Source organism: Micromonospora sp. ZG13 (assembly GCF_059359355.1).
This window is the reverse complement of the sequence record NZ_JCADBQ010000005.1, coordinates 117799-143129: the sequence shown is the minus strand read 5'-3', so window position 1 is coordinate 143129 and position 25331 is coordinate 117799. Positions and strand designations below refer to the sequence as shown.

The window sequence follows — 25331 nt, the reverse complement described above, 5'->3', positions numbered from 1 at the left end:
GCACACGCGGACGGGCCCTCTCCCGCAGGTCTGTGACCAGGGAGGGGGCCCGTCCGCGCGCCATCGTGGAGCGTCCGCCCGCCGACGCGCCCGGCTCGCCACTGCCCGCGTGTCGCCGCTGTCCGTTAGGGTCCTTGGGGACCAGGCGGGGCGACGGCGACGGGAGCAGGAAGTGGGCAGGCTCGCGTCGGCGTACGGGCAGGCGGTCGCGGCGCACCGGGCCGCCCGGGCGCACCTCGACACCGCCCGCCGGGCACTCGCCGGGCAGCCGTCCCAGGCCGCCCCGGCGGGTGCGTCCGAGCTGGTCACCCGGCTCGCGGCGCTCGGCGGCACGCTCGCCACGCCCACCCCCGGGGCCACCCCGGTGGCCGCCGTCCCCGTACCCGTGCGCGTCGGCGAGGCGTCCACACCGGACGGCGGCTTCCCCGTCCTCGTACCGCTGGGCGGTGGCCACCACCTCGCCGTCGACGCGGACGCCCGCGACCCCCGGGTGGCCGGCCTGCTGCGCGCGCTCGTGCTGCGGCTGCTCGCCACCGCGCCGACCGGCGGCGTCCGGGTCGCCGGCATCGACACCGCCGCGCTCGGCGCCACCTTCGGGCCGTTGCGTCCGCTCATCGACGCCGGCGTGCTCGACCCGCCGGCCACCGGCGAGGCCGAGGTGACCGCCCTGCTCGACGCCGCCGAGCGGCACGCCCGCGCCGCCCGGCACGCCGACCGCCCCGACCAGGAACTGCTGCTCGTCGTCGCCGCGTCGGCCCCGCCGCCGCGCGAGGCGGCCCGGCTCGCCGCGCTCACCCACGCCGGGCCGGCCGCCGCCGTCTGTGTGCTGGCCGCCGGCCGACCCACCGCCGCGTCGCCGGAGCCGGCACCGCAGCTCGGCGCCACCACCACGATCCGGTTGACCGAGCGGTACGCGCACGTCGGCGACCCGCCCGGGGCCCCGTTCAGCCACGACGGCAGCGGACTGGCCGCCCCCGTGCTGCTCGACGGCGACCCGCCGGCCGCGTCCGTGGCCGCCCTCGCCGCGCACCTCGGCGCCGCCGCCCGGCGCAGCGACGCGGTCGGCTTCGCCGAGCTGCTGCCCGACCGGCGCTGGGCCGAGTCGGCGGGCAACGGGCTGCGCACCGTGGTCGGCCGCGCCGGCCGAGACCCGGTCACCGTCGCCTTCGACGACGCCACCCCGCACTGGCTCGTCGGTGGGCGCACCGGCGCCGGCAAGACCGTCTTCCTGCTCGACGTCCTCTACGGGCTGGCCGCCCGCTACTCGCCGGCCGAGCTCCAGCTCTACCTGCTCGACTTCAAGGAGGGGGTGAGCTTCACCGAGTTCGTCCCCACCCCCCGCGACCCGTCCTGGCTGCCGCACGCGCGGGCGGTCGGCATCGAGTCCGACCGGGAGTACGGCGTCGCCGTGCTGCGCGAGCTGCGCCGCGAGCTGTCGCGGCGGGCCACCACCCTCAAGCGGCACGGCGTCACCAAGCTCGCCGACCTGCCCCGCGACACCCCGGTGCCCCGCATCGTGGCGGTGATCGACGAGTTCCACGTGCTCCTCGCCGGCAACGACGCGCTGGCCCGCGAGTCGGTCGACCTGCTGGAGGAGCTGGCCCGCAAGGGTCGCTCGTACGGCGTGCACCTCGTGCTGGCCAGCCAGAGCATGACCGGCGTCGAGGCGCTCTACGGCCGGGCCGAGGCGATCTTCGGCCAGTTCGCGCTGCGGGTGGCGCTGCCCGGCGGCGGCGGGGTGCTCGACCCGCTGAACGAGGCCGCCCAGACCCTGCCGATCGGCTCGGCCGTGCTCAACACCGCCGCCGGTGCGGTCGGCGCCGACACCGTCGTCCGCTTCCCCGACGCGCACGCCGCCGCCGGGGAACTGGCCGGGCTGCGCCACGAGCTGTGGCAGGCCCGAGCGGCGGGCGCCCGCCCCCCGTCGGTCTTCAAGGGCTACGAGGCCGCCCACGTCGAGGACGATCCGACCTTCGCCGGGCTGCGCCCGGGCGGGCGCCGGCCGTTGGCCCTGGTCGGGCGTACGGTCGACGTCGAGGGCACCTCGGCGCTGTTCATGATGGACGCCTCCCCGGGCCGGCACCTCGCCGTGGTCGGCACCCCGGTCACCGGCGCGGAGGTGCTGCGCGCGGCCACCCTGAGCCTCGCCCGCCAACAGGCCCCGGGCGACGCCCGCTTCCTGCTCGCCCCGCTGGTCACCGCCGCCGAGCCCGCCGCCGACGACACCGCCGCGATCCTGGCCGCCGCCGGCCACCGCGTCGACCGCACCGACGCGCCCGGCCTGCGTCGGCACGTCGGCACCCTCGCCGCCGCGCTGTCCGCCCCCGACGAGCCCGGGGGCCTCGCGGCGGGCGGCACCGCCCCGTTATCCGGCCGCACCTATCTCGTCGTCTTCGGCGTCGACGCCGCCAGCGGGGTGCTCGCGGCCACCGACCCGGAGACGTTCCGCTCCGGCCACGACGACCTGCGCACCGTCCTGCGGCAGGGGCCGGGGCGGGGGGTGCACCTGCTCGGCTGGTGGCGCGGGCTGCGCCGGCTCGCCGACGACCTGGGCGGCGCCCACAACCGCGACGACGTCGCCTGCCTGGTCGCGCTGAACGTGCCCGGCACCGAGCTGGGGCTGCACCTCGGCGTGCACGACCTCGCGTACGCGCCCCGGCCCGACCGGGCGCTCCTGGTCGACCGGCACGACCAGCGCACCCGGCTCATCGTGCCGTTCGCCCGCGACGGGCACGGCCCGGACGGGGAGGACTGAGGCGGTGTCCACCTTCGAGGAGTACGCGGCGCTGGCCCGGCAACTCGCCGAGCGGCGGCGGGCCGGCGAGCGCGGAGCCGCCGCCGACGCCGACCGGCGACGCAACCTGCACGCCACCGCGGACTACCTCCAGCACCGGCTCACCGCGCAGGGTCAGCGCCTCGACCAGCTCGGCCAGGCCATCGGCATCCCGGCGTCCAGCGTGCCCACCGGCCCCGCACCCGCACCGTCCACGGCGCCTCCGGGGCAGGCGCCCGCGCCGCCCGCCGCTGCCGCCGCTGCCTCCGCCGGTGACGGTGGCCCGGGTGCCGCGCTCGCCGGTACCGGACCGGGGGAGCGGGAACCCGCCGGCGCAGCCGGCGCGCCGGGGCGGCCGGAGGTCGGGGCGTACCTCCAGGGTGGGGTGGGGGAGGCGAGGCTGGCGCTGCCGACGGCGGCGGGTCCGGCGGCGGCCGGGGTGCCGGCGCAGCGCCCGGCGGAGGTCGACCCGACCGTCGAGCTGGAGCTGGCCCGCCGCTACGCCGACGAGTCCGACCGGCACGGGCAGCAGACCGAGCTGCTCGCGCAGCGACCGGCGCTCCTGCCGGACTGGTCGCCGGTGGCCCGGGCCGTCGGCGTCTACGCGTCCTGCGCGGCCGTGGGCGCGATCCTCATGATGATCATGGTGCTCGCCTCCGGTGTCGGCCTGGTCGACGGCTTCACGCTCGGCGCGTGGATCTGCGCGGGCCTGCCCGCGCTGTCCTTCTTCGCCGGCTACCTGGTGCTCGGCCGCTGGGGGCGACCGGCCATCGTCGCCGGCACGCCGCCCCGCTACGTGCACCTCGGCTTCCTGATCTGCTTCGCGGCCGTGCCGGTCGCCTACGTGGCCTTCCTGCTGCTGTTCCGCGTCCTGCGCTGAGCACCTCCACGCCGGCCCATCGACGCGTCGGACGTCCCGTGGCCGGCGCGGCGTTGGTGGCGGGTCAGCCGGGCCCTGTCGAGCTGCCCCGCCCACGGGACCACCTTCCAGTCCGGGCCCGCGACGCTCGCGGGATGCCACCGTTGGAACACCAGCGGTGTCACCGGGACCGGGAGACACCCCTGGTGTTCCACCGGTGCCCGTCGTCGCCCGGTCTCGGGCGGCGTAGCCTCGTCCGAAATGGAAACCGGCAGGTCCCCGGGAACCGCCACCCGGCGCGGGTGACCCGGCGGCTGTCAGCGGGGGTTGACCGGCACCCAGTCCGTGAACCGCCTGTGCAGATCCGTCGACTGTGCGTCCGGGTTCTGCTGGGCGAGATGGTCGGCGGCCTCCTCCCGCAGCGTCACGAGGTGGACCAGGAGCCCGGGCATGTCGCCCCGGTACCTCGCGAGGAGACGCAGCTTCGCCGGGGAGCAGGGCCAGGCGATCCCACAGGCCCGGCAGCGCCACGTCGGGCGGGACGGTACGTGGAGGTGGAGAGGCGCGCTCACCGGCTGGTCCCCGCGTTCCGCCGGACCGGAGCGCGGCGCTCGGCCGATGGCGTCCGCGCGGCGCACATCCCGTCGGGCCGCACGTACACCTCGCGACGGTCGGTCGCCTGGCCGCGCGCGTCGAGCTGATACACCTCGACCCACGTCCAGCCGTGGTACGTGACCAGGTCGGTTCGCTCGCGGATCACCCGTACCGTGATCGGCGTGGCGAACTGCGGCGACGCCTCGCGCGTCAGCAGGTACACGCCGGGGCTGACCCGGGGCGTCCCGTCCGCGCGGGTGCTGGCCGTCGGGGCGGCGGGGTGTGCCGCCCAGCGCGACGCCGGCACGGCATTCGCGGGCCTCGGCACGGGCACGGACGCCTCCTTACGTCGGGGAGTTTGGAACGGGGGTCGCTGCGGATACTCGCCAGCAGCGACCCCCGTGACGTGCGCGCCCACCGGGTCGGGGGGACCGATTCCACCGGGCGCGCCGTCCTCCTTCCACCCTGGACGAACGCCCCCTAGGCTCGGAATAGTCACCGCCCGATCGCGGAACGTAGTGCGCCGGTTCGGGCCGTCGGGGAATGCTGCGGGAAGTCGTGGAAGGGTGTGGAAGCCGTGGGAATCTCTCCCTCGGAGTACCTGCTTCGTGAGCTCAGGCGACGCCGGGCGGCCGCCGGGTTGACCCAGGCGCAACTCGGTGAGCTGGTCTTCTGCTCGGACTCCCAGGTGAGCGCGATCGGGACCGGGACGAAGCCGCCGACCCCGTCCTACCTGACCGCCGTCGACAAGGCGCTGGACACCGGCGGGTACTTCGCGACGCTCTGGAACGAACTGGTCAAGGGCGACGCCGCGCCGGTCTGGCTGCGCGAGCTGATTCAGATCGAACAGGAGGCGACCGCCCTGCGCTGGTACGAGCACGCCTTCGTGCCGGGACTTCTCCAGACCGAGGCGTACGCGCGAGCGACCTTCCGGGCGGCGCGGACGCCGGTCGCCGAGCTGGACCAGCGGGTCGCCGCGCGGATGGAACGGCAGTCGGTGCTTGCCCGCGAGCCGAGCCCTCTGCTCTTCGTGGTGCTTGACGAGATGGTCGTCCGCCGGGCGTGCGGCGGCCCCGACGTGATGGCCGAGCAGCTCGAACACCTGCTGACCTGCGCCGAGCAACCGCATATCCAAGTGCAGGTCGTGCCGTTGTCTGCTGGTATCTACTCAGGACTGGCGGGAGCGTTCATCCTGGCCGACCTGCCCGACGGCTCGCGTGCTGGCTACGTGGACAACCAGCTGGCCGCGCAGATCGTGGGGCAGCCGGATCTGGTTGCTAGCCTGGGCGTGTCGTGGGATGCGGTCCGCGGCGAAGCCCTCCCGTTGGGGCAATCACTCGACGTACTCAGGGAAGCGGCAAAGGCATGGACATCCTGACCGGTGCGCGCTGGCGCAAGTCGTCCCGCTCGTCGACGAACGGCGGGGCCTGCGTCGAGGTGGCTGACAACCTGCCCGGCGTCGTGGGCGTACGGGATTCGAAGGACCCCGCCGGCCCCGCGCTGATCTTCACCCCGACCGCCTGGCGGGCCTTCGTCGCCCGACTCAGCGACCGCGCCTGACAACCGGCCGACGAACGGCGCCCATCGGGTCGACGCGGACAGACGTCCCGTCTACGGTCATCCGTCGGTGAGCAGCAGCCAGTCGTCGTCCTGTCGGGCGACGGTGGTGCCCTCGGGCCAGACGTGCGGGGCGGCGGTCGTCGCCCGCGCCTGGTCGACCAGGGGGCGGCGGGCGAAGCTCGCCCCGTCGAAGGTGACCGGGCCGTGGAAGCGGGCCCGGCCGAAGTTCGCCGCCCCCTCGAACCGCGCCCGCTCGAACCAGGTCTGGTCACCGAACTCGGCCCACCGGAACAGGGCCAGGTCGGCGAAGCGGGCCCGCCGGAAGCCGGTGTAGCCGGCGAACACGGCGTAATCCATCGAGAGCCCGCTCAGGAAGACCGCCTCGCGGAAGCTGGCGCTGGCGGTGAAGCTGGTCGCGTCGAAGCTCGCCGTCCCGTGCAGCGTGGCGCCCCGGAACGAGGCCCGGGCGATGGTCGCGCGTCGGCACGACAGGTCACCGGCCAGGTCGGCCCGGTCGAAGGTGGCCCGGCCGTCGACGCGGGCATCGTCGAGGACGATCTCGGCGTCGCCGCGCAGGTCGTCACAGACCAGGTCCGCGAAGGTCGCGCCCAGCCGCAGCCGCCCGCGCACGGTCGCGCCGGCCAGGCTGGTGGTGCCGGCGCAGACCGCGCCCGTCAGGTCCGCGTCGTCCAGCGTGCAACCGGCGGCGTCGAACCCGTCGAGCCGGGCGCCGGTCAGGTCCAGCCTGACCCCGGGCCAGAAGGCGTCGTCGTCCGCGCGCAGGTGCCGGGTCAGGACCCGCTGCGCGGTGCGGCGCACCTCCGCCTCGCGCGCGTCGTCCTCGGGCGCCGGCATCCGGAGGTACGCGCAGAGCACCGCCACGATCGTCTCCCGCTGGGCGGGATTGTCCTGCCCGAGCCGCTCCAGGGCGTGCAGGCCACCAAGGCGTACGGCGGCGTTGTCGTTGCCCAGCAGTTCGACGGCGCCGGTGTACAGCTCGGTCAGCCGTCGCTCGGCGGCGTCGTGTTCGGCCGCCTCGGCCTGCCGCTCCTGGTGGCGCTGCCCGGCCTCGGCGACCGCCTCCGTGTGCGCCTGCACCCGTTCCCGGTGTGCCTGGTCCTGCGCGGCGACGGCCTCCTGGTGCCGCTGCGCGCGTTCGCCGATCCACTGCCGTCGAGCGGCGAGCAGCAGCGCGAGCCCGCCGCCGGTGCCGGCCACCACGGTCAGCCCGGTGCGGATGGCGTCGATGCGCAGCGTGGCGCGGGTGTCCGGCTGGGCGGCGCGGTCGGCCTCGCCGAGCAGCCAGTCGAGCACCAGCCAGCCGAGCAGCGCGGCGACCAGCAGCCCGACGAGCACCAGCCACCACGGCATCACCCGCAGCGGATCTTCGCGGGGCGGTGTCGGGCGCACGGGTCACAGCATGCCACCGCGCCCGGACCGGCGTGGGGCACCGTCCGTCGTGGACGGACGTCGTCGGGATTGCCGGTTTGTGCTTTCGGCGCGACAAGAGGTTACCGGGCCGTAACTTGTGATTGACGTTTGTGGATTACGACCATCATCATCGTCTCCACGATCGATCGGAACCACCCCCACCCCACCCCACCCCCGCCCGGTGCCACCGGGTTCCTCCATGGGAGGTGCAGCTTTGCTGCTCCGAAAGATCGTCCCCGCCCTCGCCGTCGCGGTCGCCGCCGTGCTCGCCGCCCCCGCCACCGCCGCTGTCGCGGCCCCCGACCGGCCCGCCGCCACCGCCCCCGGGGACAGCGTCAGCAGCACCGCCGAGATCGCCGCTGCCGCGGCAGGCAACCCCGTCATCGTCGTCGGTGGCCTCAGCGGCATCGCCTCCGCATACGGGCCGCTGGCCTCCCGGCTGCGCGTCGACGGGTACCGGGTCTGGGTCTACCAGCTGCCCAACCTCGGGCTCGGCGACATCCCCACCTCGGCCCGCGCGTTCAGCAGCTTCGTCGCGCAGGTCCGCGCATCAACCGGCGCGGCCAAGGTCGACGTCGTCGCCCACTCCGAGGGCGGCCTGGTGTCCCGGTACTTCATCAAGAGCCTGGGCGGGACCAGCAGCGTCGGCCGCTACGTCAGCCTCGGCACCCCGCAGTACGGCACGTACGTGGCCAACATCGTGAAGTTCCTCGGCCTGGGCAGCTGCGCCGGCATCGTCGCCTGCCAGCAGATGTCGATCGGCTCGTCGTTCCTCGCCGGCCTCAACGACGGCGACGACACCCCCGGCACGGTCCGCTGGACGGCGGTGCGCACCCTCCAGGACGAGCTGGTGCGCCCCGTCGACAACGCCAAACTGGCCGACGGAGCGACCAACGTGCTGATCCAGTCGGCGTGCCCCCTGCGGGTCGTCGGGCACCTCGGCCTGGTGCTCGACGGCACCACCTACACCGTGATCCGGCAGGCCCTGCGCGACCAGCCGATCCGCCCCAACTGCTTCGCCCTGTAGCGCTCGCGCGGGGCGGGCGGCCCTGCGCGCCGCCCGCCCCACTGCCGCGTCGTCAGGCGGCCTTGGCGAGGGCCGCGTACTCGTCGTCGGTCAGCCGCACCTCGGCGGCGGCCACGTTCTCCTCCAGGTGCGCCACCGACGAGGTGCCCGGGATCGGCAGCATCACCGGCGACCGGCGCAGCAGCCAGGCGAGGGCGAGCTGCGCGGCCGTCGCGCCGTGCCCGGTGCTGATCTCGTCCAGCGGACCGCCCGGCCGGGCCAGTTCGCCGGTGGCGATCGGGAACCAGGGGATGAACGCGAGGTCGTTGCGCTCGCAGTGCTCCAGGACGGCCTCCGCGCTGCGGTCCGCCAGGTTGTAGAGGTTCTGCACGGAGGCGATCGGGGTGATGGCGCGGGCCGCCTCGATCTGCTCGACGCTCACCTCGGACAGGCCGATGTGCCGGATCTTGCCCTCCTGCTTGAGCAGCGCCAGCTCGCCGAGCTGGTCGGCGAGCGGCACCTGCGGGTCGATCCGGTGCAGCTGGTAGAGCCCGATGCTGTCCAGGCCGAGGTGCCGCAGGCTCAGCTCGCACTGCTGGCGCAGGTATTCCGGGCGCCCCACCGGACGCCAGTCGTTGGGGCCGGAGCGGGTCAGGCCGGCCTTGGTCGCGATGACCAGGTCGTCGGCGTACGGGTGCAGCGCCTCCCGGATCAGCATCTCGCTGACGAAGGGCCCGTAGGAGTCGGCCGTGTCGATGAACGTCACGCCCAGCTCGTACGCCCTGCGCAGCACCCGTACGGCCTCGGCCGGGTCCTTCGGGTCGCCCCACACACCCGGGCCGGTGAGCTGCATCGCCCCGTAGCCGAGCCGGTCGACCTGGAGGTCGCCCCCGATCCGGTACGTCCCCGAGGCCTTCGCGGGCTGCTTGCCGGCGTCGTTCGCCATGCGTGGACTCCCATCCTTCTCGTTCGTCTCCGGCGGCCGATTCAACCACCGCCGAGAGGGGCTTTCCCGCCGAATGCCGCGCCCACCAGGACCGGGGCGGATCGAGACCGGGATCACCCACCCCCGGGCCGCACGTGCACCGGGGCCGGCACGTGGTCGAGGTGGGTGTCGCGGAAGGGCCGGGTCAGCGGGCACGGGTCCAGCCCCAGCGCGTCGAGGATCGCCCGGTGCCGGCACTCGGCGAACAGCCGGGGCGCGTCGTCGAGCGGCACCTCCCCACGCAGCGCCGCGCCGAGCGCGACGATGTCGACCGCCCCGACCCCCAGCGGGGCGAACACGGCCGGGTCGTCCCCGCTCGGGCCGGGCGGCGGCGGGGCGTCCAGCGGGTAGAGCGTGCCGTCGAAGCCGGCGAGGACCTCGTTGTCGTCGTCGTCCCAGTATTCCGTCACCCAGCCCCGGTCGGAGAGGTAGCGGTGCACCTCCCGGCCGCCGGCGTGCACCGTGGCCCGCATGACGTCGGAGTCGAAGACGTCGAAGGTGACCGCCGGCTCGCGCGTGAGCAGGGTGATCAACTGCGCCAGGTCGTCGACCTCGGCGTAGCCGCTCTCCTCTTCCTCGCGCGGGACGACCGCCCACCGGCGCTCGCCGACAGGCGTCACGTACGCCTCCGTGTCGACGTCGGTCAGAACCCTGCGAATCTGCGCCAGCCCGCCCAGGGCCAGGATCGTCTGGTAGCTCGTACCCACGCCGGCAGCCTAGGGCGGGGGTGGGACAGCCTCCCGCCGCCGGACGACCGGTCGCCGACGGAGTCAACCGGCGAAACGACGCGAGCGGGCCGCAACCGGGCCGGGGCGCGGACCAAGTTCGCCGGAGCACCCGTGCGGGCCGGCTGCCCGTGCGACGCTGGGCCGTGCCGGCTCGACGTCGACCACGGGCGCTCGCCCGTCAGTCGACCGAGCGCACGTCGCCGCGTGCGGCGCGACGCGGGAGGAAACGCCATGACGGGAGTGCCGCAGGTCGACTTCGCGCTCGACACGTACGAATGCATCGTGCTGTATCCCGGCGCTGCCGGGCGGGCGCTGCCGGCGGAGACGGTGCAGCGGTTGCAGGCCGAGCACCTCGCGCACATGCAGGCCCTGCAACGACGGGGGATCATCCTGATCGCCGGTTCGGTCGACGGCCCGGCCCGCGAACCGGACCCGCCGATCGGCTTCGGCCTGGCCCGCACCGGCTCGGTGGACGACGTGCGCAGCGTGATGGAGGCCGACCCGGCCGTCCAGGCGGGGCTCTACCGGGTGGACGTGATGACCTTCCTCTGCCCGGAGGGCTCGCTGGAGTTCCCGCTGGTCAAGACGCAGAGCTGAACCGCCCGCCGGCACGGCGACGACGCTTCCGGCCGGCCTCCGGCGCCGAGCGCGCCGCGCCGCGCGGGACGGACCGGGCCGGCCGTGTGCGGGACGGACCGGGTCGGACCGGCCGCGAGGTCACCCGCGCGCCGGGCGGGCTCGGTCGGTGCGCCGGGGGAGCGGCGGGGAGCACCCGCCTGTCCGGTGGCGCCGGGGGCGTACGATTCCGGCGCGCGGTCGCCGATGCCCGCCGCCTCGACGTTCCGGCGTGGGTTCCGCCCGCCGGCTGCGCGCCCGCCGCGCGTCGTTGGACAATGTTCCGCAATCCTGAAGGGGTCGGCCCGTGGTGCGACCCGGAGGAGAGACTAGCCTGATGGGCGTGACACGCCGCGCGAAAATCGTCTGCACTCTAGGGCCCGCCACCTCGTCGCCGGAGCGGATCCGCGGCCTCGTCGAGGCCGGCATGAACGTGGCCCGGCTCAACTTCAGCCACGGCAGCCACGAGGACCACGAGACGGTCTACCGGCTGGTCCGCGAGGCCGCCGACGCGGCCGGCCGGCCGGTGGCCGTGCTCGCCGACCTCCAGGGCCCGAAGATCCGGCTCGGCCGGTTCGCCGACGGCCCGCACGAGTGGCGCACCGGCGACTCGGTCGTGATCACCGGCGACGACGTCCTCGGCACCAAGGAGCGGGTCTCCTGCACCTACCGCAAGCTTCCGCAGGAGGTCAAGCCCGGCGACCGGCTGCTGATCGACGACGGCCGGGTCGCCGTCGAGGTCACCGACGTCACCGGCAACGACATCCGCTGCCTCGTCACCGAGGGCGGCCCGGTCTCCAACAACAAGGGCGTCTCGCTGCCCAACGTGGCGGTCAGCGTGCCGGCCATGTCCGAGAAGGACGCCGAGGACCTGCGTTTCGCGCTCGGCCTGGGCGTGGACCTGATCGCGCTCTCCTTCGTCCGCTCGGCGGAGGACATCAAGCTGGTGCACGGCATCATGACCGAGGAGGGCGTGCACCGGCCGGTGCTCGCCAAGGTCGAGAAGCCCGAGGCGGTCGACTGCCTGGAGCAGATCGTGCTGGCCTTCGACGGCGTCATGGTCGCCCGCGGCGACCTCGGCGTCGAGCTGCCGCTGGACCAGGTCCCGCTCGTGCAGAAGCGCGCCGTGCAGCTCTGCCGGGAGAACGCCAAGCCGGTCATCGTGGCCACCCAGATGCTCGACTCCATGATCGAGAATTCCCGCCCGACCCGCGCCGAGGCCTCCGACGTGGCCAACGCCGTGCTCGACGGCGCGGACGCGGTGATGCTCTCCGGCGAGACCAGCGTCGGCAAGTACCCGGTGCTCACCGTCAGCACGATGGCGAAGATCATCACCACCACCGAGGCCGGCTCGATCGGGGTGCCGCGCCTTCAACACGACCCCCGTACGCACGGTGGCGCGCTCACCGTCGCCGCCTCCTCGATCGCCCGGGCCATCGGCGCCAAGGCGATGGTCGCCTTCTCGCAGACCGGTGACACCGTCAAGCGGCTCTCCCGGCTGCACTGCGACCTGCCGCTGCTGGCCTTCACCCCGGTGCCCGAGGTGCGCAACCAGCTCGCCCTCTGCTGGGGCGTGGAGACGTTCCTGATGCCGTTCGTCGAGCACACCGACGACATGTTCCGGCAGGTCGACCAGGCGCTGCTCGGGCTCGACCGGGCCAACCCCGGCGACTACGTGGTGATCGTCGCCGGCAGCCCGCCCGGCACCCCCGGCTCGACCAACACGCTGCGCGTACACCAGCTCGGGTCGCTGGTCGACGCGGCGTCGGCGAGGGCCTTGCAGTGAGCGACGCGGACGTCGCGGTCGGGCAGGCCGCCGTCGACCAGCTCCTGGAGGTGCTCGACCTGGACCACACCGGCGGGATGACCTTCCGGGGGATGAGCCCCCCGGTCGGTCCCCAGCGGGTGTACGGCGGCCAGGTCGCCGGCCAGGCGCTGGTCGCCGCCGGGCGCACCGTCGACCCGGCCCGCTTCGTGCACTCCCTGCACGGCTACTTCGTCCGCCCGGGCGACCCCGCCGAGCCGATCGTGTACGAGGTCGAGAACGTCCGCGACGGCCGCTCGTTCTCGGTGCGCCGCTCGGTGGCGCTCCAGCACGACAAGCCGATCTTCTTCATGTCGGCGTCGTTCCAGCGCACGGAGGAGGGCCTGGACCACCAGGCCCCCACCCCGCCGGACGTGCCGGGCCCGGACGAGGTCCCGACGATGACCGACCGGCTCGCCCGCTATCCGGAGCGGCTCGGCATCTGGGCGCAGATCCCGCGCCCGATCGACGTCCGCTACGTGGGCGAGCCCGGCTGGGTACGCCCCGGCGACCGGCCCGCCGACCCGCACCAGCGGGTCTGGATGCGCATCGACGGCAAGCTGCCCGACGATCCGCTGCTGCACGCCTGCGCGCTGACGTACGCCTCCGACCTGACGCTGCTGGACTCGGTGCTGTCGGTGCACGGCGAGGTCTGGGGTCCGGGCGGCGTGGTCGGGGCCAGCCTCGACCACGCACTGTGGTTCCACCGGCCGTTCCGTGCCGACGACTGGTTCCTCTACGACTGCTGGAGCCCGTCGGCGTCCGGCGCCCGGGGGCTCGCCACCGGGCGCATGTTCACCACCGAGGGGCACCACATCGCCAGCGCCGTGCAGGAAGGGCTGCTGCGCCGCGTCGGCGACTGACCGGCGCGGCCCGGCATGGTCCGGCGTGGTCTCGCCGGCCGGTCGGCCCGGCCTCGTCCGGTCCGGTCCGTCGGGGGGAGCTCGTGGCTCGTCGCCGCATCGTCACCGGCCGATCGGCTGAGGGGTGATCGTCCGGGCGGGGCGACCAGGCGACTAACCTTGCCGCATGCGCCTCTCCGCCCGGGTCGACTACGCCCTCCGCGCGGTCGTCGAGCTCGCCTCGGTGACCGGCGAAGCCGGGCCCGGGCGAAGCCGGCCCGTTACCGCCGACCAGATCGCCCGCGCCCAGGAGATCCCGCCGAAGTTCCTGGAGAGCATCCTGTTGCAGCTGCGCCGGGGCGGCATCGTGCAGGCCCAGCGCGGCCCGGAGGGCGGCTACTGGCTGGCCCGGCCGGCCGGGGAGATCTCCCTGGCCGAGGTGATCCGGGTGATCGACGGACCGCTCGCGCACGTACGCGGACAGCGGCCCGAGGAACTGGGCTACCACGGGGCCGCCCGGGCCCTCCAGGAGGTGTGGATCGCCCTGCGGGCCAGCGAGCGCGAGATCCTGGAGCTGGTCACCGTCGCCGACGTGGCCGGCGGCACCCTGCCGGGCCGGGTCGTCGAGCTGGCCGCCGACCCCCGCGCCTGGACCTGATCCGCCGCGCGACCGCACCCTTCCGGGCCGGATCGTCGCCGCCGCCTCTGCCTGGACCTGACCCGCGGCCCCGACCGCCCCGCCGGGCCTGGTCGAGCTGGCCCGCCGACCCCGCGTGGACCTGACCCATGGCGCGACCGCCCCGCAGCCGTGGTGGCCGGAGCGGTCGTGTCGTCTCACTGACCGGTTGGAGGCTTGACCGGGGCAGGGGCCGTGCCGCATTGTCGACCAAGTCGATAGGAGATGCCGAAAAGACAGGGGGCGCTCGTGCGCAAGCTGCTGGTCCTCGCGCTGGTCGGGCTCGCCGCGCAACTCGTCGACGGCGCGCTCGGCATGGCGTACGGGCTGACTTCCTCCACGTTGCTGCTGCTCGTCGGGGTGGCGCCGGCTGCCGCGTCGGCGTCCGTGCACCTGGCCGAGATCGGCACCACGCTCGCCGCCGGGGTGTCGCACTGGCGGTTCGGCAACGTCGACTGGCGGGTCGTCTCCCGGATCGCCCTCCCGGGCGCCGTGGGCGCGTTCGCCGGCGCGACCTTCCTCAGCTCGATCTCCACCGAGTCGGCCGCCCCGTGGATGGCCGGCATCCTGTTCACCCTCGGCGCGTACCTGCTGGTGCGCTTCTCCCGGCCGTTGCGCACCGACCGGCGCGGCGGCCGGCTGCGGGGCCGCTTCCTCGGCCCGCTCGGCCTGGTCGCCGGCTTCGTCGACGCCACCGGCGGCGGGGGATGGGGCCCGGTCGCCACACCGGCCCTGCTGGTCAGCGGGCGGATGGAGCCGCGCAAGGTGATCGGCTCGGTCGACACGTCCGAGTTCGTGGTCGCCGGCGCCGCCAGCCTCGGCTTCCTGATCGGCCTCGGCTCGGAGGGCTTCCTGCTGCCCATGGTCGCCGCGCTGCTCATCGGCGGCCTGATCGCCGCGCCGATCGCGGCCTGGCTCGTACGCATCGTCCCCGCCCAACTGCTCGGCGCGGCGATCGGTGGCGTGATCGTGCTGACCAACGCCCGTACGCTGATGCGCTCGGCCGACCTCGACGGCCCGGCCCGACCGGCCGTCTACGCCCTGCTGGCCGTCGCCTGGGTCGCCGCCCTGGCGCTGGCCGTCCGGGCGCTGCTGCGTACCCGCCGCCAGCGCGACGTGGCCGCGACCGCCCTCGCCGCCGTCCCCTCGGCGGCGGTCCCCTCGGCGGTGGTCCCCTCGGCGGTGGTCCCCTCTGCGGTGGCCTCGGCCGAGGACCGTCTCCCGACCCCGGCGGCGGTTTCCTCGGGCGGCGACCGCTGACGTCCCGCCCGTCCGGCGGCCCATCGCGGAGATCTTGGTAGAAACGTGCCCCTCCAGGGGCCGATTCCTACCAAGATCTCGCCTCTGCCGCGTCAGTGGGGGAGGAGGGCGCTCGCGGCGTCCGTGAGGAGGCTCCACGCCTCGTCGACGTGGACCTCGGTGGTGTGCGGGGAGCCGACGGCCAGGCGCAGCGTGTACCGGCCGTTCACCCGGGTGTGCGTCAGGTGCACCCGGCCCGTGGCGTTCACCCGGGCCAGCAGCTCCGCGTTGACCTCGTCGTCCGCCTCGAGTCGGAAGCACACCAGCGCGTACGGGTGCGCCCCCACCAGCGCGAACCGGGCGTCGGCGCGTACCCGGTCGGCGAACCGGGCGGCGAGCGCCACGCCGGAGCGGATGTGCGCCCGCAGCCCCTCGGCGCCGTACCAGCGCAGCACGAACCACAGCTTCAACGCCCGGAACCGGCGGCCGAGCGGCACCTGCCAGTCCCGGTAGTCGATCACCGCACCGGACTCGGTGGCGGCGTTGCGCAGGTACTCGGGCAGTACGCTGAGCGCCTCGATCAGCTCCGCCGTGTCGGCCACCCAGAACGCGTCGCAGTCGAAGCCGGTCAGCAGCCACTTGTGTGGGTCGAAGCAGTACGAGTCGGCGTACTCCAGGCCGGCGTGCCCGAACCGCAGCTCGGGGCAGACCGCCGCCGCCCCCGCGTACGCCGCGTCGACGTGCAGGAAGATCCCGTACTCGGCGCAGATCGCACCGATCTCCGGCAGCGGGTCGATGGCGGTCGTGGAGGTGGTGCCGACGGTGGCCACCACGATCGCCGGCACGACGCCGGCGGCCACGTCCGCCTCGATCGCCGCGCGCAGCGCCGCCGGGGACATCGCCTGCGTACGCGGGTCGACCTCGACCGGCCGTACGCCCTCGGCGCCCAGCCCGGCGATCCGCGCCGCCTTCTCGATGGACGAGTGGCCCTGGGTGGAGGCGTAGGCCCGGTAGCGGCGGTCGACGCCGACCTCGCGCCAGCGGCCGCCGCCGGCGCGGTGCAACGCGACCAGGGTCGCCACCAGCGTCGCCGAGGACGCCGAGTCCTGGATCACCCCGCCGCCCGCGGTGCCGGAGCGGAACCGCTTCGGCAGGTCCAGCAGGTCGGCGAGCCAGTCCAGCAGCACGGTCTCCAACTCGGTGCACGCCGGCCCGGTCGCCCAGAGCATCCCCTGCACGCCCAGTCCCGCGCTGACCAGGTCGCCCAGCACGCTGGGCCCCGAGGTGTTGGCGGGGAAGTAGCCGAAGAAGCCGGGGTGCTGCCAGTGGGTCAGCCCGGGGGTGATCAGGGTGTCCAGGTCGGCGAGGACGGCTTCCACCGGCTCGCCGTGCTCGGGCGGGCCGGCCGGCAGCCGGGCGGCGACCGTGCCGGGCGGGTCCTGCGAGGTCACGGGCCGCCGCTCCAGCGTCGCCCAGTAGTCGGCGATCCAGTCCACGACGGCGTGTCCGGCGCGTCGGAACTCGTCCGGGGTCATGTGCTCAGCCACGCCCTGAGTCGATCAAGAATCCTGGCCGGGGGCAAGGGAAGCGCCGGGCATTCCCCGGCGTGGGGGAGGCCGGCAGGGAGGGTCGGGACCCGGGAGGAAGAGCGGATTGTCCGCAGAAAGCGCTTGCCCTAACATCGCAGGTGCGCGGAGCCACTCCCTCGACGCCGCCCGCCGGAGCACCGACGCCGCAGTGCCGGCGCCGGATCGGCGGCGTCGACACCGACGCCGGATCGCGGCGTCGGACCACCGCCGCCAGCGCGGCGCGTACCTCCGCCGGCCCGGGCAGGCCGGCGGCGGCTGCCCCGCGCGCCCGACCTCTCCGGAGGACACCCCCATGCCCTTCACCCACCGCCGCGTCGCGCTGCTCGCCGCAGCCGCCGCGGCCGCACTCGTCGCCGGTACGCTGCCCACCCTCACCGCCGCGGCGGCCGCCGCCGGTTGCCGCGTCGAGCACCGCATCACCAACCAGTGGCCCGGCGGCTTCGGCGCCGACGTCACCGTCACCAACCTGGGTGATCCGGTGAACGGCTGGACCCTGACCTGGTCGTACGCCGCCGGTCAGCAGGTCACCCAGGCGTGGAACGCGCTCGTCACCCAGTCCGGCGCCCAGGTGACCGCCCGCAACGTCGACCACAACGCGGTGATCGCCACCGGCGCGAGCACCGCCTTCGGTTTCAACGGCTCGTGGACCGGGAGCAACCCGTCGCCCACCAGCTTCGCCCTCAACGGCACCGCCTGCACCGGCGCCGCACCCACCGGCGGCCCGACCACGCCGCCGCCGAGCAGTCCGCCGCCCACGACCCCGCCGCCCACGACCCCGCCGCCCACCGAGCCCCCGGCCGGGGCGGTGCAGATGGAGGACCTCGACCGGGGGCTGGTCAGCGTCCGCTCCGGCACCGGCAACCTGGTCTCCTGGCGGCTGCTCGGCACCGAGACCACCGGGGTGGCCTTCAACCTCTACCGCGGCGCGACCAGGGTCAACAGCAGCCCGATCACCGGGGCCACCAACTACCTCGACGGCGGCGCGCCGGCGGACGCCACCTACACCGTGCGCGCCGTGGTCGGCGGTACGGAACAGGCCCCCTCCGCGGCCGCGCTCCAGTTCCCCGCCGGCTACCTCGACGTGCCGTTGCAGGTGCCGCCCGGCGGCAGCACGCCCAGCGGTGAGAGCTACACGTACTCCGCCAACGACGCCTCCGTCGGGGACCTCGACGGCGACGGCGACTACGAGTTCGTGGTCAAGTGGGAGCCGTCGAACGCCAAGGACAACTCCCAGTCCGGCTACACCGGCAACGTGTACGTCGATGCGTACACCATCACCGGCACCCGGCTGTGGCGCGTCGACCTGGGCCGCAACATCCGCGCCGGTGCCCACTACACCCAGTTCCAGGTGTACGACTACGACGGCGACGGCCGCGCCGAGGTGGCCATGAAGACCGCCGACGGCACCCGCTCCGGCACCGGCCAGGTCGTCGGCTCCGCCACCGCCGACCACCGCAACTCCAGCGGGTACGTCCTCGCCGGCCCCGAGTACCTGAGCATGTTCGACGGCCGCACCGGCGCGGTCCTCTCCACCGTCGCCTACGACCCGCCGCGCGGCACGGTCTCCTCCTGGGGCGACAGCTACGGCAACCGGGTCGACCGCTTCCTCGCCGCCACCGCCTACCTCGACGGGCGGCGGCCGTCACTGGTGATGGCCCGCGGCTACTACACCCGGGCGGTCGTGGCGGCCTGGGACTTCCGCGACGGCACCCTGCGCAAGCGGTGGACCTTCGACTCGAACGCCTCGGGCAACGGCGCCGCCTTCGGTCAGGGCAACCACAACCTCTCCGTCGCCGACGTCGACGCCGACGGCCGGCAGGAGATCGTGTACGGCTCCGCCACCATCGACGACGACGGCCGCCTCAGGTACGCCACCGGCTTCGGCCACGGCGACGCCCTGCACGTCGGCGACCTCGTCCCCGCCCGCGCCGGCCTGGAGGTCTTCACGATCCACGAGTCCGGCAACCAGCCGGCGGCCGACCTGCACGACGCCCGCACCGGCCAGGTCGTCTGGCAGCGACCGAACAACGGGGGAGCGGAGGGCCCCGGCCGGGGCGTCGCCGCCGACATCCACGCCGGCAGCCCCGGCGCCGAGTTCTGGGGTGCCGGCACCCACATGGGCGACCTCTACAACGCCAACGGTGCCGTCGTCGGGCGCCGGCCGTCCTCGGCGAACTTCCTCGCCTGGTGGGACGGCGACCCGGTACGGGAGCTGCTCGACGGCACCCGGATCGACAAGTACGGCACCGGCGGCGACACCCGACTGCTCACCGCGAGCGGCGTGGCGGCGAACAACGGCACCAAGTCCAACCCGGCGCTCTCCGCCGACCTGTTCGGCGACTGGCGCGAGGAGGTCGTCTGGCGCACCAGCGACAGCCGCGCCCTGCGGATCTACAGCACGCCCACGCCCACCAGCACCCGGATCTACACGCTCATGCACGACCCGCAGTACCGGGTGGCGGTCGCCTGGCAGAACACCGCCTACAACCAGCCCCCGCACCCGGGCTTCTTCCTCGGCGACCAGATGGCCGCCCCGCCCACGCCCGACATCCACCTGCGCTGAACCCGGTACCCGGCCGGCGGCGGCGCCTCGGGGCGCTCCGCCGGCCGGTGGTGGGACGAGAGAAAAAGGCACCGGGCCGCAGCCGCGGAATCCGCACAGCTCCGGCCCGGTGCCCCACACCGCGGCATCCCCGACCCGTCCCGACCGGAAATGCCGTACCACCACCGAGGACAAACCTAGGCGGGCCACGCGTCGCCCCGGTGACGCCGACGTGAAGATCGTGTTTCAGCCCTCGCTGCGCAGGCCGCCGGCCACCCGCTCGGCGATCAGCTCGTACGAGCGCACCCGGTCGGCCACGTCGTACACGAGCGTGGTCAGCATCAGCTCGTCGGCGCCGGTGCGCGCCAGCAGCTCGTCGAGCTGCCGTCGTACGGTCTCGGGCGAGCCCGTCGCCTGCCCGTCGCGGCGCTGACGCACGAACTCGCGCTCGGCCTGCGTGTACGGGTACGCCGCCGCCTCGTCCGGCGTCGACAGGGGCTCCGGCCGACCCGAACGCAGCCGCAGGAACGACAGCGCCGCCGGCCCCGCCAGCCACTCCGCCCGCTCGTCGGTGTCCGCGCAGACCGCGTTGACGGCCACCATCGCGTACGGCGCGTCCAGCCACTTCGACGGCCGGAAGTGCTGCCGGTACAGCGCCAGCGCGGGAACCGTGTTCTGCGCGCTGAAGTGGTGCGCGAAGGAGAACGGCAGGCCCAGCAGCCCCGCCAGCTGGGCGCTGAACCCGCTGGAGCCGAGCAGCCAGACCGCCGGCTGCTCGCCGAGGCCCGGGGTGGCCGTGATCGGGCCCGGCCGCTCGCCGCTGAAGTAGTTCATCAGGTCCGCCAGCTCCCGGGGGAAGCCCTCCGCCGACAGCCCCTCCATCGTCCGGCGCAGCGCCAGCGCGGTCACCTGGTCGGTGCCCGGGGCGCGGCCGATGCCCAGGTCGATGCGGCCCGGGTGCAGCGCCTCCAGCGTGCCGAACTGCTCGGCCACCACCAGCGGCGCGTGGTTGGGCAGCATCACCCCGCCCGAGCCCAGCCGGATCGTCGACGTGTGCGCCGCCAGGTGCGCGAGCAGCACCGCCGGGGCGGAGCTCGCGATCGCCGGCATGTTGTGGTGCTCGGCCACCCAGAACCGGCGGTACCCGAGTTGCTCCGTGCGTCGGGCCAGCTCGGTGGTGTGCCGCAGCGCCGCGCCGGCGGTGGCGCCGGCCGCGACGGGGGCGAGATCGAGAACAGACAGCGGTACGTTGATCACACGAGTGGCCAACCCCGCCCACCTCGGCTTTGTTCCCCGCGGCAACCAGGCTCACGGTGCCCGCCGGGCCTCATCCCATGCCGCGTGCCTGCTCGAAGATCAGACTCGTCTGGGTGTGCAGCACCGCCGGATCCACGGCCAGATGGTCCAGCACGAAGTCGCGCAGCGCGTCCGCCGAGGCCGCCCGTACGTGCAGCACGTAGTCCTCCGCGCCCGCCACGTGGAACACCGCCACCACCCCCGGCAGCCGCACGGACCGGGCCCGGAAGGCGTCCACCGCCGCCCGCTCGTGCGCGGTCAACCGCACCGACACCAGCGCCTGCAACGGCAGCCCCACCGCCGCCGGATCCACCTCCGCGTGGAACCCGCGGATCGCCCCGCGCTCCCGTAGGGCGCGGGTGCGCGTCAGGCACGTCGAGGGGGCCACCCCGACCCGCTCGGCGAGGGCGTTGTTCGGCAGCCGGCCGTCGGCGGCCAGCTCCGACAGGATCGCCCGGTCGGTGTCGTCCAGGTCGGCGAACCGCCGCACATCATTCGTCGCAAGGGGCATGCAGGCATCTTCCATCGAATCTGTCCGCGCCTCCAAGTGCAATTACCGAATCATGTTCGGAACTATTGCCCCGGGTTGGCGCTATGTTCGATCCTTCCGGCATGACGACCGTGGACACCAGAGCCGTGCACGCCGGCCGCGACGACCTCGCCGCCCTCGGCGTCCACGTGCCGCCCATCGACTTCTCCACCACCAACCCGCTGCCGTCGGTCGACGCCGGCGGCGACGCGTACGAGGCCCTCGCCACCGGCGGCACCCTTCCCGCAGGCGGTAGCGCCGTCTACCAGCGCCTGTGGAACCCCACCGTGGCCCGCTTCGAGACGGCCCTGGCCGACCTCGAAGGCACCACCGACGCCGTCGCCTTCGCCAGCGGCATGGCCGCCCTCACCGCCACCCTGCTCGCCGCCACCCGGGACGGAAAGCGGCACCTCGTCGCCGTCCGCCCCCTCTACGGCGGCACCGACCACGTGCTCGCCACCGGCCTGCTCGGCACCACCGTCACCTGGGCCCGCGCGGACGAGGTCGCCGCCGCAGTCCGCCCCGACACCGCCCTGGTGATCGCCGAGACCCCGGCCAACCCCACCCTCGACCTGGTCGACATCGCCGCCCTCGCCCGGGCCGCCGGCGACGTGCCGCTGCTCGTCGACAACACCGTCGCCACCCCCGTGCTCCAGCAGCCCACCCGCCACGGCGCCACGCTCGTGCTGCACAGCGCCACCAAGAGCATCGGCGGACACGGCGACGTCCTCGCCGGCGTGGTCGCCTGCGACGCCGACTGGGCCGCCCGGCTGCGCCAGGTCCGCGCCCTCACCGGCGCGATCCTGCACCCCCTCGGCGCGTACCTGCTGCACCGTGGCCTGCAGACCCTGCCGGTGCGCGTGCGCGCCCAGCAGGCCGGCGCCGAGAAGCTCGCCGCCTGGCTCGCCACCCACCCCGCCGTCGCCGTCGTGCACCACCCGTCGCTGCACGACCCCGCCGGGCTCGTCGGGCGGCAGATGAGCGGCCCGGGCAGCCTGCTCGCCTTCGAGGTACGCGGCGGCGCGCCTGCCGCAGCCGCCGTGGCCAACGCCTGCCGGCTGATCACCCACGCGGTGTCGCTGGGCGGCGTCGACACCCTCATCCAGCACCCGGCCTCGCTGACCCACCGACCCGTCGAGGGCGAGGCCAAGCCGTGTGGCGGCCTGCTGCGCATCTCCGTCGGCCTGGAGGACCCGGAAGACCTGCGCGCCGACCTGGCACTGGCCCTGGCCGAACTCGGCTGACCCGCACCGACGTCGGCATGGTGCGGGGACGGGTGGAACATCAGGGTTGCCAACGACCCCGCATGACATCCCTGACGTCCCACCCGTCCCTGGTCGACGCGGCGGCACCCGTCCCGGCACTGCTTGTGCTCGTGGTGGCGGCGATCCCGGGCCGGGACCATCGCGTCAGGACTTCGGAGGTGCGGGTCAGGACTTGGGGCCGACGTGGCGGTCGAGGGCGGCGACCGCCTCCCGGCGCGCCACCGAGAGGCAGTTGCGGCGGGTCATCCGCCATGCGACGCCGAGCAGGTGCAGCGCCCACTGGCACAGCCCCATGATGTCGGTCGACTCGTTGCTGAACATGTAGCGGGGGTAGACGTACTCCTTGCCCCGGACGGTGACCCGGTTGGCGAAGCGGCACCCGTCGGAGTGGAACAGGCCGCGCACGAAGTCGCCGGGGAACCTGGTGATGATCTCCTTCTGCCAGTCGGCGAGGACGATCGGCCGTTCGTGCTTCTTGCCGGGCCCGTGCTGGGGCAGCAGACACAGCCAGTGTTTGCCGTAACTCTGAACACCTACGCAGCCCTGCTTCTGCACCCGCTGCACCGCACCAGCCAGCACGTCTCGCATGGCCTGCTCGCAGCGGGTGATCAGGTCGGGCCAGGCGTCCGAGCAGTAGATGCGTAGCACCGGGACGCGTGCGGTCGTGACGAGGTGGCCGTCGCCGAGGTAGAGGCCCAGGAGGTAGGCGTAGGCGGCCACACTTGTCGGCTTGCCGACGGTCGGTCGGCAGCGGAAGCAGCGCAGCGCAGTCGGCTGCATGAGCGGTTCTGGCCGGTCACGGCACCAGTGCCACACGGTGTGGTAGGAGAGGCCGACACTGCGGGCGGTGTCGGCGATGCTCGCTCCGGAGAGGTGCAACCGCTGGGCGCGAGCGCGGATCTCGGATGGATGCACCTCGCCACTGTCGAACATGTGTACGACAATTTCTGGTGCCCTCGGTGGGATTCGAACCCACACTGTATGGATTTTGAGTCCATTGCCTGCTGCCGGTTGGGCTACGAGGGCGGTTCCATGATTCGGCCCTGACAGACTACCCACTACGCTAAGGGCGGCGACACCCGGCACCGCGGGTGTCGAGCACAGACTGGTGGGAGTGGCTCGTGGCCGAGACGCAGACGGACGTCGAGCGCAGGCGCGTTCTGATCGCCGAGGACGAGGCGCTGATCCGGCTGGACCTCGCCGAGATGCTCGTCGAGGAGGGGTACGAGGTCGTCGGCGAGGCCGGTGACGGGGAGACCGCCGTCCGGCTCGCCGAGGAGCTGAAGCCGGATCTGGTCATCCTCGACATCAAGATGCCGATCATGGACGGCCTGGCCGCCGCCGAGCGGATCGCGGGCGCCCGGATCGCCCCGGTGATCATCCTGACCGCGTTCAGCCAGCGTGACCTGGTGGAGCGCGCGCGGGCGGCCGGCGCGATGGCGTACCTCGTGAAGCCCTTCCAGAAGAGCGACCTGGTCCCGGCGGTGGAGATCGCGCTGTCGCGCTACTCGGAGATCGCCGCTCTGGAGGCGGAGGTCGCGGGGCTGACCGACCGGCTGGAGATCCGCAAGACGGTCGAGCGCGCCAAGGGCGCGCTGATGACGACGTACGGGATGAGCGAGCCGCAGGCGTTCAAGTGGATCCAGCGCACGGCGATGGACCACCGGATGACCATGAAGGAGGTCGCCGAGCGGATCCTCGCCGAGACCGCCGGCGGCGAGGTCGCCCAGCCCACCTCCTGACCGCCCCACGGGGCGGCGCGACACGCCGCCGTGCGCTCCGGGGACTCCTCGCGGAGGCCGTGGATCGATAGCATCTGATCCATGTGGACCCGGCGACTGGTGGCGGTGCTCGGCGTCCTCGTGGTGCTGCTGGCCGGCTGCGACCGCACCCCGGCGGAGCCCGCCGACGAGCCGCTGCGGCCGCGGTGGCAGCCGCTGACCCTGCCCGCGCCGCCGGGCGCGTCCGGCCGGCCGCTGCTGCGCGACGCCGTGGCCTGTGCCGACCGGTGGTACGTGGTCGGCGGGCTGGCCGACGCGGCGGGGGAGACCCGGCCGGCGGCCTGGAGCAGCACCGACGGCGTCTCGTGGGCGGCCCTGCCGTTGTCGCCGTCGAGCCACTACGGCCGTCAGCACGTGCTCTACGCGGCGGCGTGCCGCGACGGCCGGCTGGCGGCGCTCGGGGCGAAGAACGGCGGCGCGCACGGCAACCCGCGTACGGGCACCTGGTCGCAGTCGCCGGGCGGGGAGTTGCGGGAGGCGCCCGCGTCCTTCGAGCTGTACGCGGGCCCGCGCGCGGTGAGCGTGGCGCGGCTGGCGGCGGGCCCGACCGGTTGGCTGATCGCGGGGGCCCGGGTCGACGGGGCGGCGGTGTGGACGTCGCCGGACGGCGAGCGCTTCACGATCCGGGAGGGCGTCGCGGAGCTCGCCGGCGACGGGCGGGGCCGGACGGTCGCGTACGACGCGGTGGCCGTGCCGTCGGGGTGGTGGGTGGTGGGCGCGGTGCTGCCGCCCGGCGCGACGGCCCAGGCGCCCCTGGCCTGGTCCTCGGCCGACGGGCGGGCCTGGCGGCGGGTGGCGCTGCCGGTGTCGGACGGGCGTGGCCAGGCGCAGCGGGTGGCGTCGGTCGGCGGTGCCGTGGTGGCGGTGGGCCCGGTGCGCGACGGGTTCGCGACCTGGCGGCTGGTGGGTGACGAATGGCGTCGGGCCGGCGGGTTCGGCGCGGCCGGTCCGGGGGTGTCCACGGTCGACGCCCTGGTGCCGGCGGGGCGGGAGTTGGTCGCGGTGACGGGGGACGGCGGTGGTTACGGAGTGTGGCTCTCCGTCGATTCGGGGGATTCATGGCGACTGATGGTCATGCCGACCCCTGTGCCGGATGGTGGGAACACCGCCGTGGCGGTGGCGTCGCAGGGTGATCGACTGTTGTTGGTGTCCGATGACGGGGAGGCGTCCCGTGCCTGGTCAGTCGGGTTGCCGACCATCGATCGGTAGGGGGTCGA

23 protein-coding genes and 1 tRNA gene are annotated in these 25331 nt (G+C 74.3%); 14 read left to right on the top strand and 10 right to left on the bottom strand.

The features are described 5' to 3' along the window. Positions 1 to 172 precede the first annotated feature (172 nt). Both AC5L34_RS13430 and AC5L34_RS13425 read left to right on the top strand, forming a co-directional pair. Positions 173 to 2755 (top strand): FtsK/SpoIIIE domain-containing protein, encoded by a 2583-nt coding sequence (locus tag AC5L34_RS13430; RefSeq protein ID WP_494825133.1) that lies wholly within the window; start codon positions 173 to 175, stop codon positions 2753 to 2755. Between the two features lie 4 nt (positions 2756 to 2759). Beyond that, the gene (locus tag AC5L34_RS13425) at positions 2760 to 3653 is read left to right on the top strand and encodes a hypothetical protein (protein ID WP_494825131.1); all 894 of its coding nucleotides are present in this window, start codon (positions 2760 to 2762) and stop codon (positions 3651 to 3653) included. A gap of 296 nt (positions 3654 to 3949) precedes the next feature. On the opposite strand, the gene AC5L34_RS13420 is transcribed toward AC5L34_RS13425, so the two are convergent. Together AC5L34_RS13420 and AC5L34_RS13415 are read right to left on the bottom strand one after the other, a co-directional pair. Further along, positions 3950 to 4084: a hypothetical protein gene (locus AC5L34_RS13420; RefSeq protein WP_494825129.1), complete on the bottom strand. Its 135-nt coding sequence runs from the start codon at positions 4082 to 4084 to the stop codon at positions 3950 to 3952. 116 nt (positions 4085 to 4200) lie between these two features. Further along, positions 4201 to 4560, bottom strand: coding sequence for a hypothetical protein (locus AC5L34_RS13415; protein WP_494825127.1), 360 nt, complete (start codon positions 4558 to 4560; stop codon positions 4201 to 4203). Between the two features lie 234 nt (positions 4561 to 4794). Here AC5L34_RS13415 and AC5L34_RS13410 point away from each other — a divergent pair, with 234 nt between their 5' ends. Both AC5L34_RS13410 and AC5L34_RS13405 read left to right on the top strand, forming a co-directional pair. Further along, on the top strand, positions 4795 to 5604 hold the full coding sequence (locus tag AC5L34_RS13410) for a helix-turn-helix domain-containing protein (RefSeq protein ID WP_494825125.1): 810 nt from the start codon (positions 4795 to 4797) through the stop codon (positions 5602 to 5604). After that, positions 5592 to 5786: a DUF397 domain-containing protein gene (locus AC5L34_RS13405; protein ID WP_441174789.1), complete on the top strand. Its 195-nt coding sequence runs from the start codon at positions 5592 to 5594 to the stop codon at positions 5784 to 5786. Before AC5L34_RS13410 ends, AC5L34_RS13405 begins: the two co-directional genes overlap by 13 nt. A gap of 57 nt (positions 5787 to 5843) precedes the next feature. Here AC5L34_RS13405 and AC5L34_RS13400 read toward each other — a convergent pair whose 3' ends face one another. Next, the gene (locus tag AC5L34_RS13400) at positions 5844 to 7196 is read right to left on the bottom strand and encodes a pentapeptide repeat-containing protein (protein ID WP_494825123.1); all 1353 of its coding nucleotides are present in this window, start codon (positions 7194 to 7196) and stop codon (positions 5844 to 5846) included. Between the two features lie 235 nt (positions 7197 to 7431). Between AC5L34_RS13400 and AC5L34_RS13395 the strand changes: the two genes are divergently transcribed. Then, the gene (locus tag AC5L34_RS13395; RefSeq protein ID WP_441174787.1) at positions 7432 to 8244 is read left to right on the top strand and encodes an alpha/beta hydrolase; all 813 of its coding nucleotides are present in this window, start codon (positions 7432 to 7434) and stop codon (positions 8242 to 8244) included. Between the two features lie 52 nt (positions 8245 to 8296). Here the strand turns inward: AC5L34_RS13395 and AC5L34_RS13390 are convergent, their stop codons facing one another. After that, positions 8297 to 9169 carry an aldo/keto reductase gene (locus AC5L34_RS13390; RefSeq protein WP_494825121.1) on the bottom strand — a complete coding sequence of 291 codons (873 nt, stop codon included), beginning with the start codon at positions 9167 to 9169 and terminating at the stop codon, positions 8297 to 8299. Between the two features lie 113 nt (positions 9170 to 9282). After that, on the bottom strand, positions 9283 to 9915 hold the full coding sequence (locus AC5L34_RS13385; RefSeq protein ID WP_441174785.1) for a hypothetical protein: 633 nt from the start codon (positions 9913 to 9915) through the stop codon (positions 9283 to 9285). A 252-nt stretch (positions 9916 to 10167) separates the two neighbouring features. On the opposite strand from AC5L34_RS13385, the gene AC5L34_RS13380 reads away from it, so the two are divergent. From AC5L34_RS13380 to AC5L34_RS13360, 5 genes are all read left to right on the top strand, one after another. Next, positions 10168 to 10533, top strand: coding sequence for a YciI family protein (locus AC5L34_RS13380; RefSeq protein ID WP_088999297.1), 366 nt, complete (start codon positions 10168 to 10170; stop codon positions 10531 to 10533). 355 nt (positions 10534 to 10888) lie between these two features. Further along, entirely contained in the window at positions 10889 to 12337 is a 1449-nt protein-coding gene (pyk, locus tag AC5L34_RS13375) for a pyruvate kinase (protein ID WP_441174784.1), read from the top strand. Next, a complete protein-coding gene (locus tag AC5L34_RS13370; protein WP_088999299.1) occupies positions 12334 to 13218 on the top strand; it encodes an acyl-CoA thioesterase in 885 nt (294 codons plus the stop codon). Before pyk ends, AC5L34_RS13370 begins: the two co-directional genes overlap by 4 nt. 166 nt (positions 13219 to 13384) lie before the next feature. Next, positions 13385 to 13855: an RrF2 family transcriptional regulator gene (locus AC5L34_RS13365; RefSeq protein ID WP_441174783.1), complete on the top strand. Its 471-nt coding sequence runs from the start codon at positions 13385 to 13387 to the stop codon at positions 13853 to 13855. Between the two features lie 267 nt (positions 13856 to 14122). Then, entirely contained in the window at positions 14123 to 15133 is a 1011-nt protein-coding gene (locus AC5L34_RS13360) for a sulfite exporter TauE/SafE family protein (protein WP_494825357.1), read from the top strand. A gap of 92 nt (positions 15134 to 15225) precedes the next feature. Here AC5L34_RS13360 and AC5L34_RS13355 read toward each other — a convergent pair whose 3' ends face one another. Next, positions 15226 to 16659: a pyridoxal-dependent decarboxylase gene (locus tag AC5L34_RS13355; RefSeq protein ID WP_494825118.1), complete on the bottom strand. Its 1434-nt coding sequence runs from the start codon at positions 16657 to 16659 to the stop codon at positions 15226 to 15228. Between the two features lie 334 nt (positions 16660 to 16993). Here AC5L34_RS13355 and AC5L34_RS13350 point away from each other — a divergent pair, with 334 nt between their 5' ends. Continuing rightward, positions 16994 to 19264: a rhamnogalacturonan lyase family protein gene (locus tag AC5L34_RS13350; RefSeq protein WP_494825116.1), complete on the top strand. Its 2271-nt coding sequence runs from the start codon at positions 16994 to 16996 to the stop codon at positions 19262 to 19264. Positions 19265 to 19489: 225 nt separating this feature from the next. On the opposite strand, the gene AC5L34_RS13345 is transcribed toward AC5L34_RS13350, so the two are convergent. After that, positions 19490 to 20500, bottom strand: a complete 1011-nt coding sequence (locus tag AC5L34_RS13345) for an LLM class flavin-dependent oxidoreductase (RefSeq protein ID WP_441175131.1) — start codon at positions 20498 to 20500, stop codon at positions 19490 to 19492. Positions 20501 to 20570: 70 nt separating this feature from the next. Next, positions 20571 to 21050: an Lrp/AsnC family transcriptional regulator gene (locus AC5L34_RS13340; RefSeq protein WP_088999305.1), complete on the bottom strand. Its 480-nt coding sequence runs from the start codon at positions 21048 to 21050 to the stop codon at positions 20571 to 20573. Positions 21051 to 21133: 83 nt separating this feature from the next. Here AC5L34_RS13340 and AC5L34_RS13335 point away from each other — a divergent pair, with 83 nt between their 5' ends. Then, the gene (locus AC5L34_RS13335; RefSeq protein WP_441174780.1) at positions 21134 to 22312 is read left to right on the top strand and encodes a trans-sulfuration enzyme family protein; all 1179 of its coding nucleotides are present in this window, start codon (positions 21134 to 21136) and stop codon (positions 22310 to 22312) included. Positions 22313 to 22498: 186 nt separating this feature from the next. Here AC5L34_RS13335 and AC5L34_RS13330 read toward each other — a convergent pair whose 3' ends face one another. Both AC5L34_RS13330 and AC5L34_RS13325 read right to left on the bottom strand, forming a co-directional pair. Next, positions 22499 to 23266 (bottom strand): helix-turn-helix domain-containing protein, encoded by a 768-nt coding sequence (locus AC5L34_RS13330; protein WP_441174779.1) that lies wholly within the window; start codon positions 23264 to 23266, stop codon positions 22499 to 22501. 15 nt (positions 23267 to 23281) lie between these two features. Continuing rightward, positions 23282 to 23359: transfer RNA gene (locus AC5L34_RS13325), tRNA-Leu, on the bottom strand. A gap of 95 nt (positions 23360 to 23454) precedes the next feature. On the opposite strand from AC5L34_RS13325, the gene AC5L34_RS13320 reads away from it, so the two are divergent. Both AC5L34_RS13320 and AC5L34_RS13315 read left to right on the top strand, forming a co-directional pair. Continuing rightward, entirely contained in the window at positions 23455 to 24075 is a 621-nt protein-coding gene (locus tag AC5L34_RS13320; RefSeq protein ID WP_101411756.1) for an ANTAR domain-containing response regulator, read from the top strand. 81 nt (positions 24076 to 24156) lie between these two features. Further along, complete coding sequence (locus AC5L34_RS13315) at positions 24157 to 25323, top strand: hypothetical protein (RefSeq protein ID WP_494825113.1); 1167 nt, start codon at positions 24157 to 24159, stop codon at positions 25321 to 25323. Positions 25324 to 25331 lie beyond the last annotated feature (8 nt).

Bases quoted from the DNA above. Each gene is read 5' to 3' on its own strand.
- AC5L34_RS13330 (WP_441174779.1), bottom strand. From the start codon at position 23,266: ATGTTCGACAGTGGCGAGGTGCATCCATCCGAGATCCGCGCTCGCGCC.
- pyk (WP_441174784.1), top strand. From the start codon at position 10,889: ATGGGCGTGACACGCCGCGCGAAAATCGTCTGCACTCTAGGGCCCGCC.
- AC5L34_RS13380 (WP_088999297.1), top strand. From the start codon at position 10,168: ATGACGGGAGTGCCGCAGGTCGACTTCGCGCTCGACACGTACGAATGC.
- AC5L34_RS13390 (WP_494825121.1), bottom strand. From the start codon at position 9,169: ATGGCGAACGACGCCGGCAAGCAGCCCGCGAAGGCCTCGGGGACGTAC.
- AC5L34_RS13420 (WP_494825129.1), bottom strand. From the start codon at position 4,084: ATGCCCGGGCTCCTGGTCCACCTCGTGACGCTGCGGGAGGAGGCCGCC.
- AC5L34_RS13335 (WP_441174780.1), top strand. From the start codon at position 21,134: ATGTTCGATCCTTCCGGCATGACGACCGTGGACACCAGAGCCGTGCAC.
- AC5L34_RS13315 (WP_494825113.1), top strand. From the start codon at position 24,157: ATGTGGACCCGGCGACTGGTGGCGGTGCTCGGCGTCCTCGTGGTGCTG.
- AC5L34_RS13340 (WP_088999305.1), bottom strand. From the start codon at position 21,050: ATGCCCCTTGCGACGAATGATGTGCGGCGGTTCGCCGACCTGGACGAC.
- AC5L34_RS13365 (WP_441174783.1), top strand. From the start codon at position 13,385: ATGCGCCTCTCCGCCCGGGTCGACTACGCCCTCCGCGCGGTCGTCGAG.
- AC5L34_RS13405 (WP_441174789.1), top strand. From the start codon at position 5,592: ATGGACATCCTGACCGGTGCGCGCTGGCGCAAGTCGTCCCGCTCGTCG.
- AC5L34_RS13350 (WP_494825116.1), top strand. From the start codon at position 16,994: ATGCCCTTCACCCACCGCCGCGTCGCGCTGCTCGCCGCAGCCGCCGCG.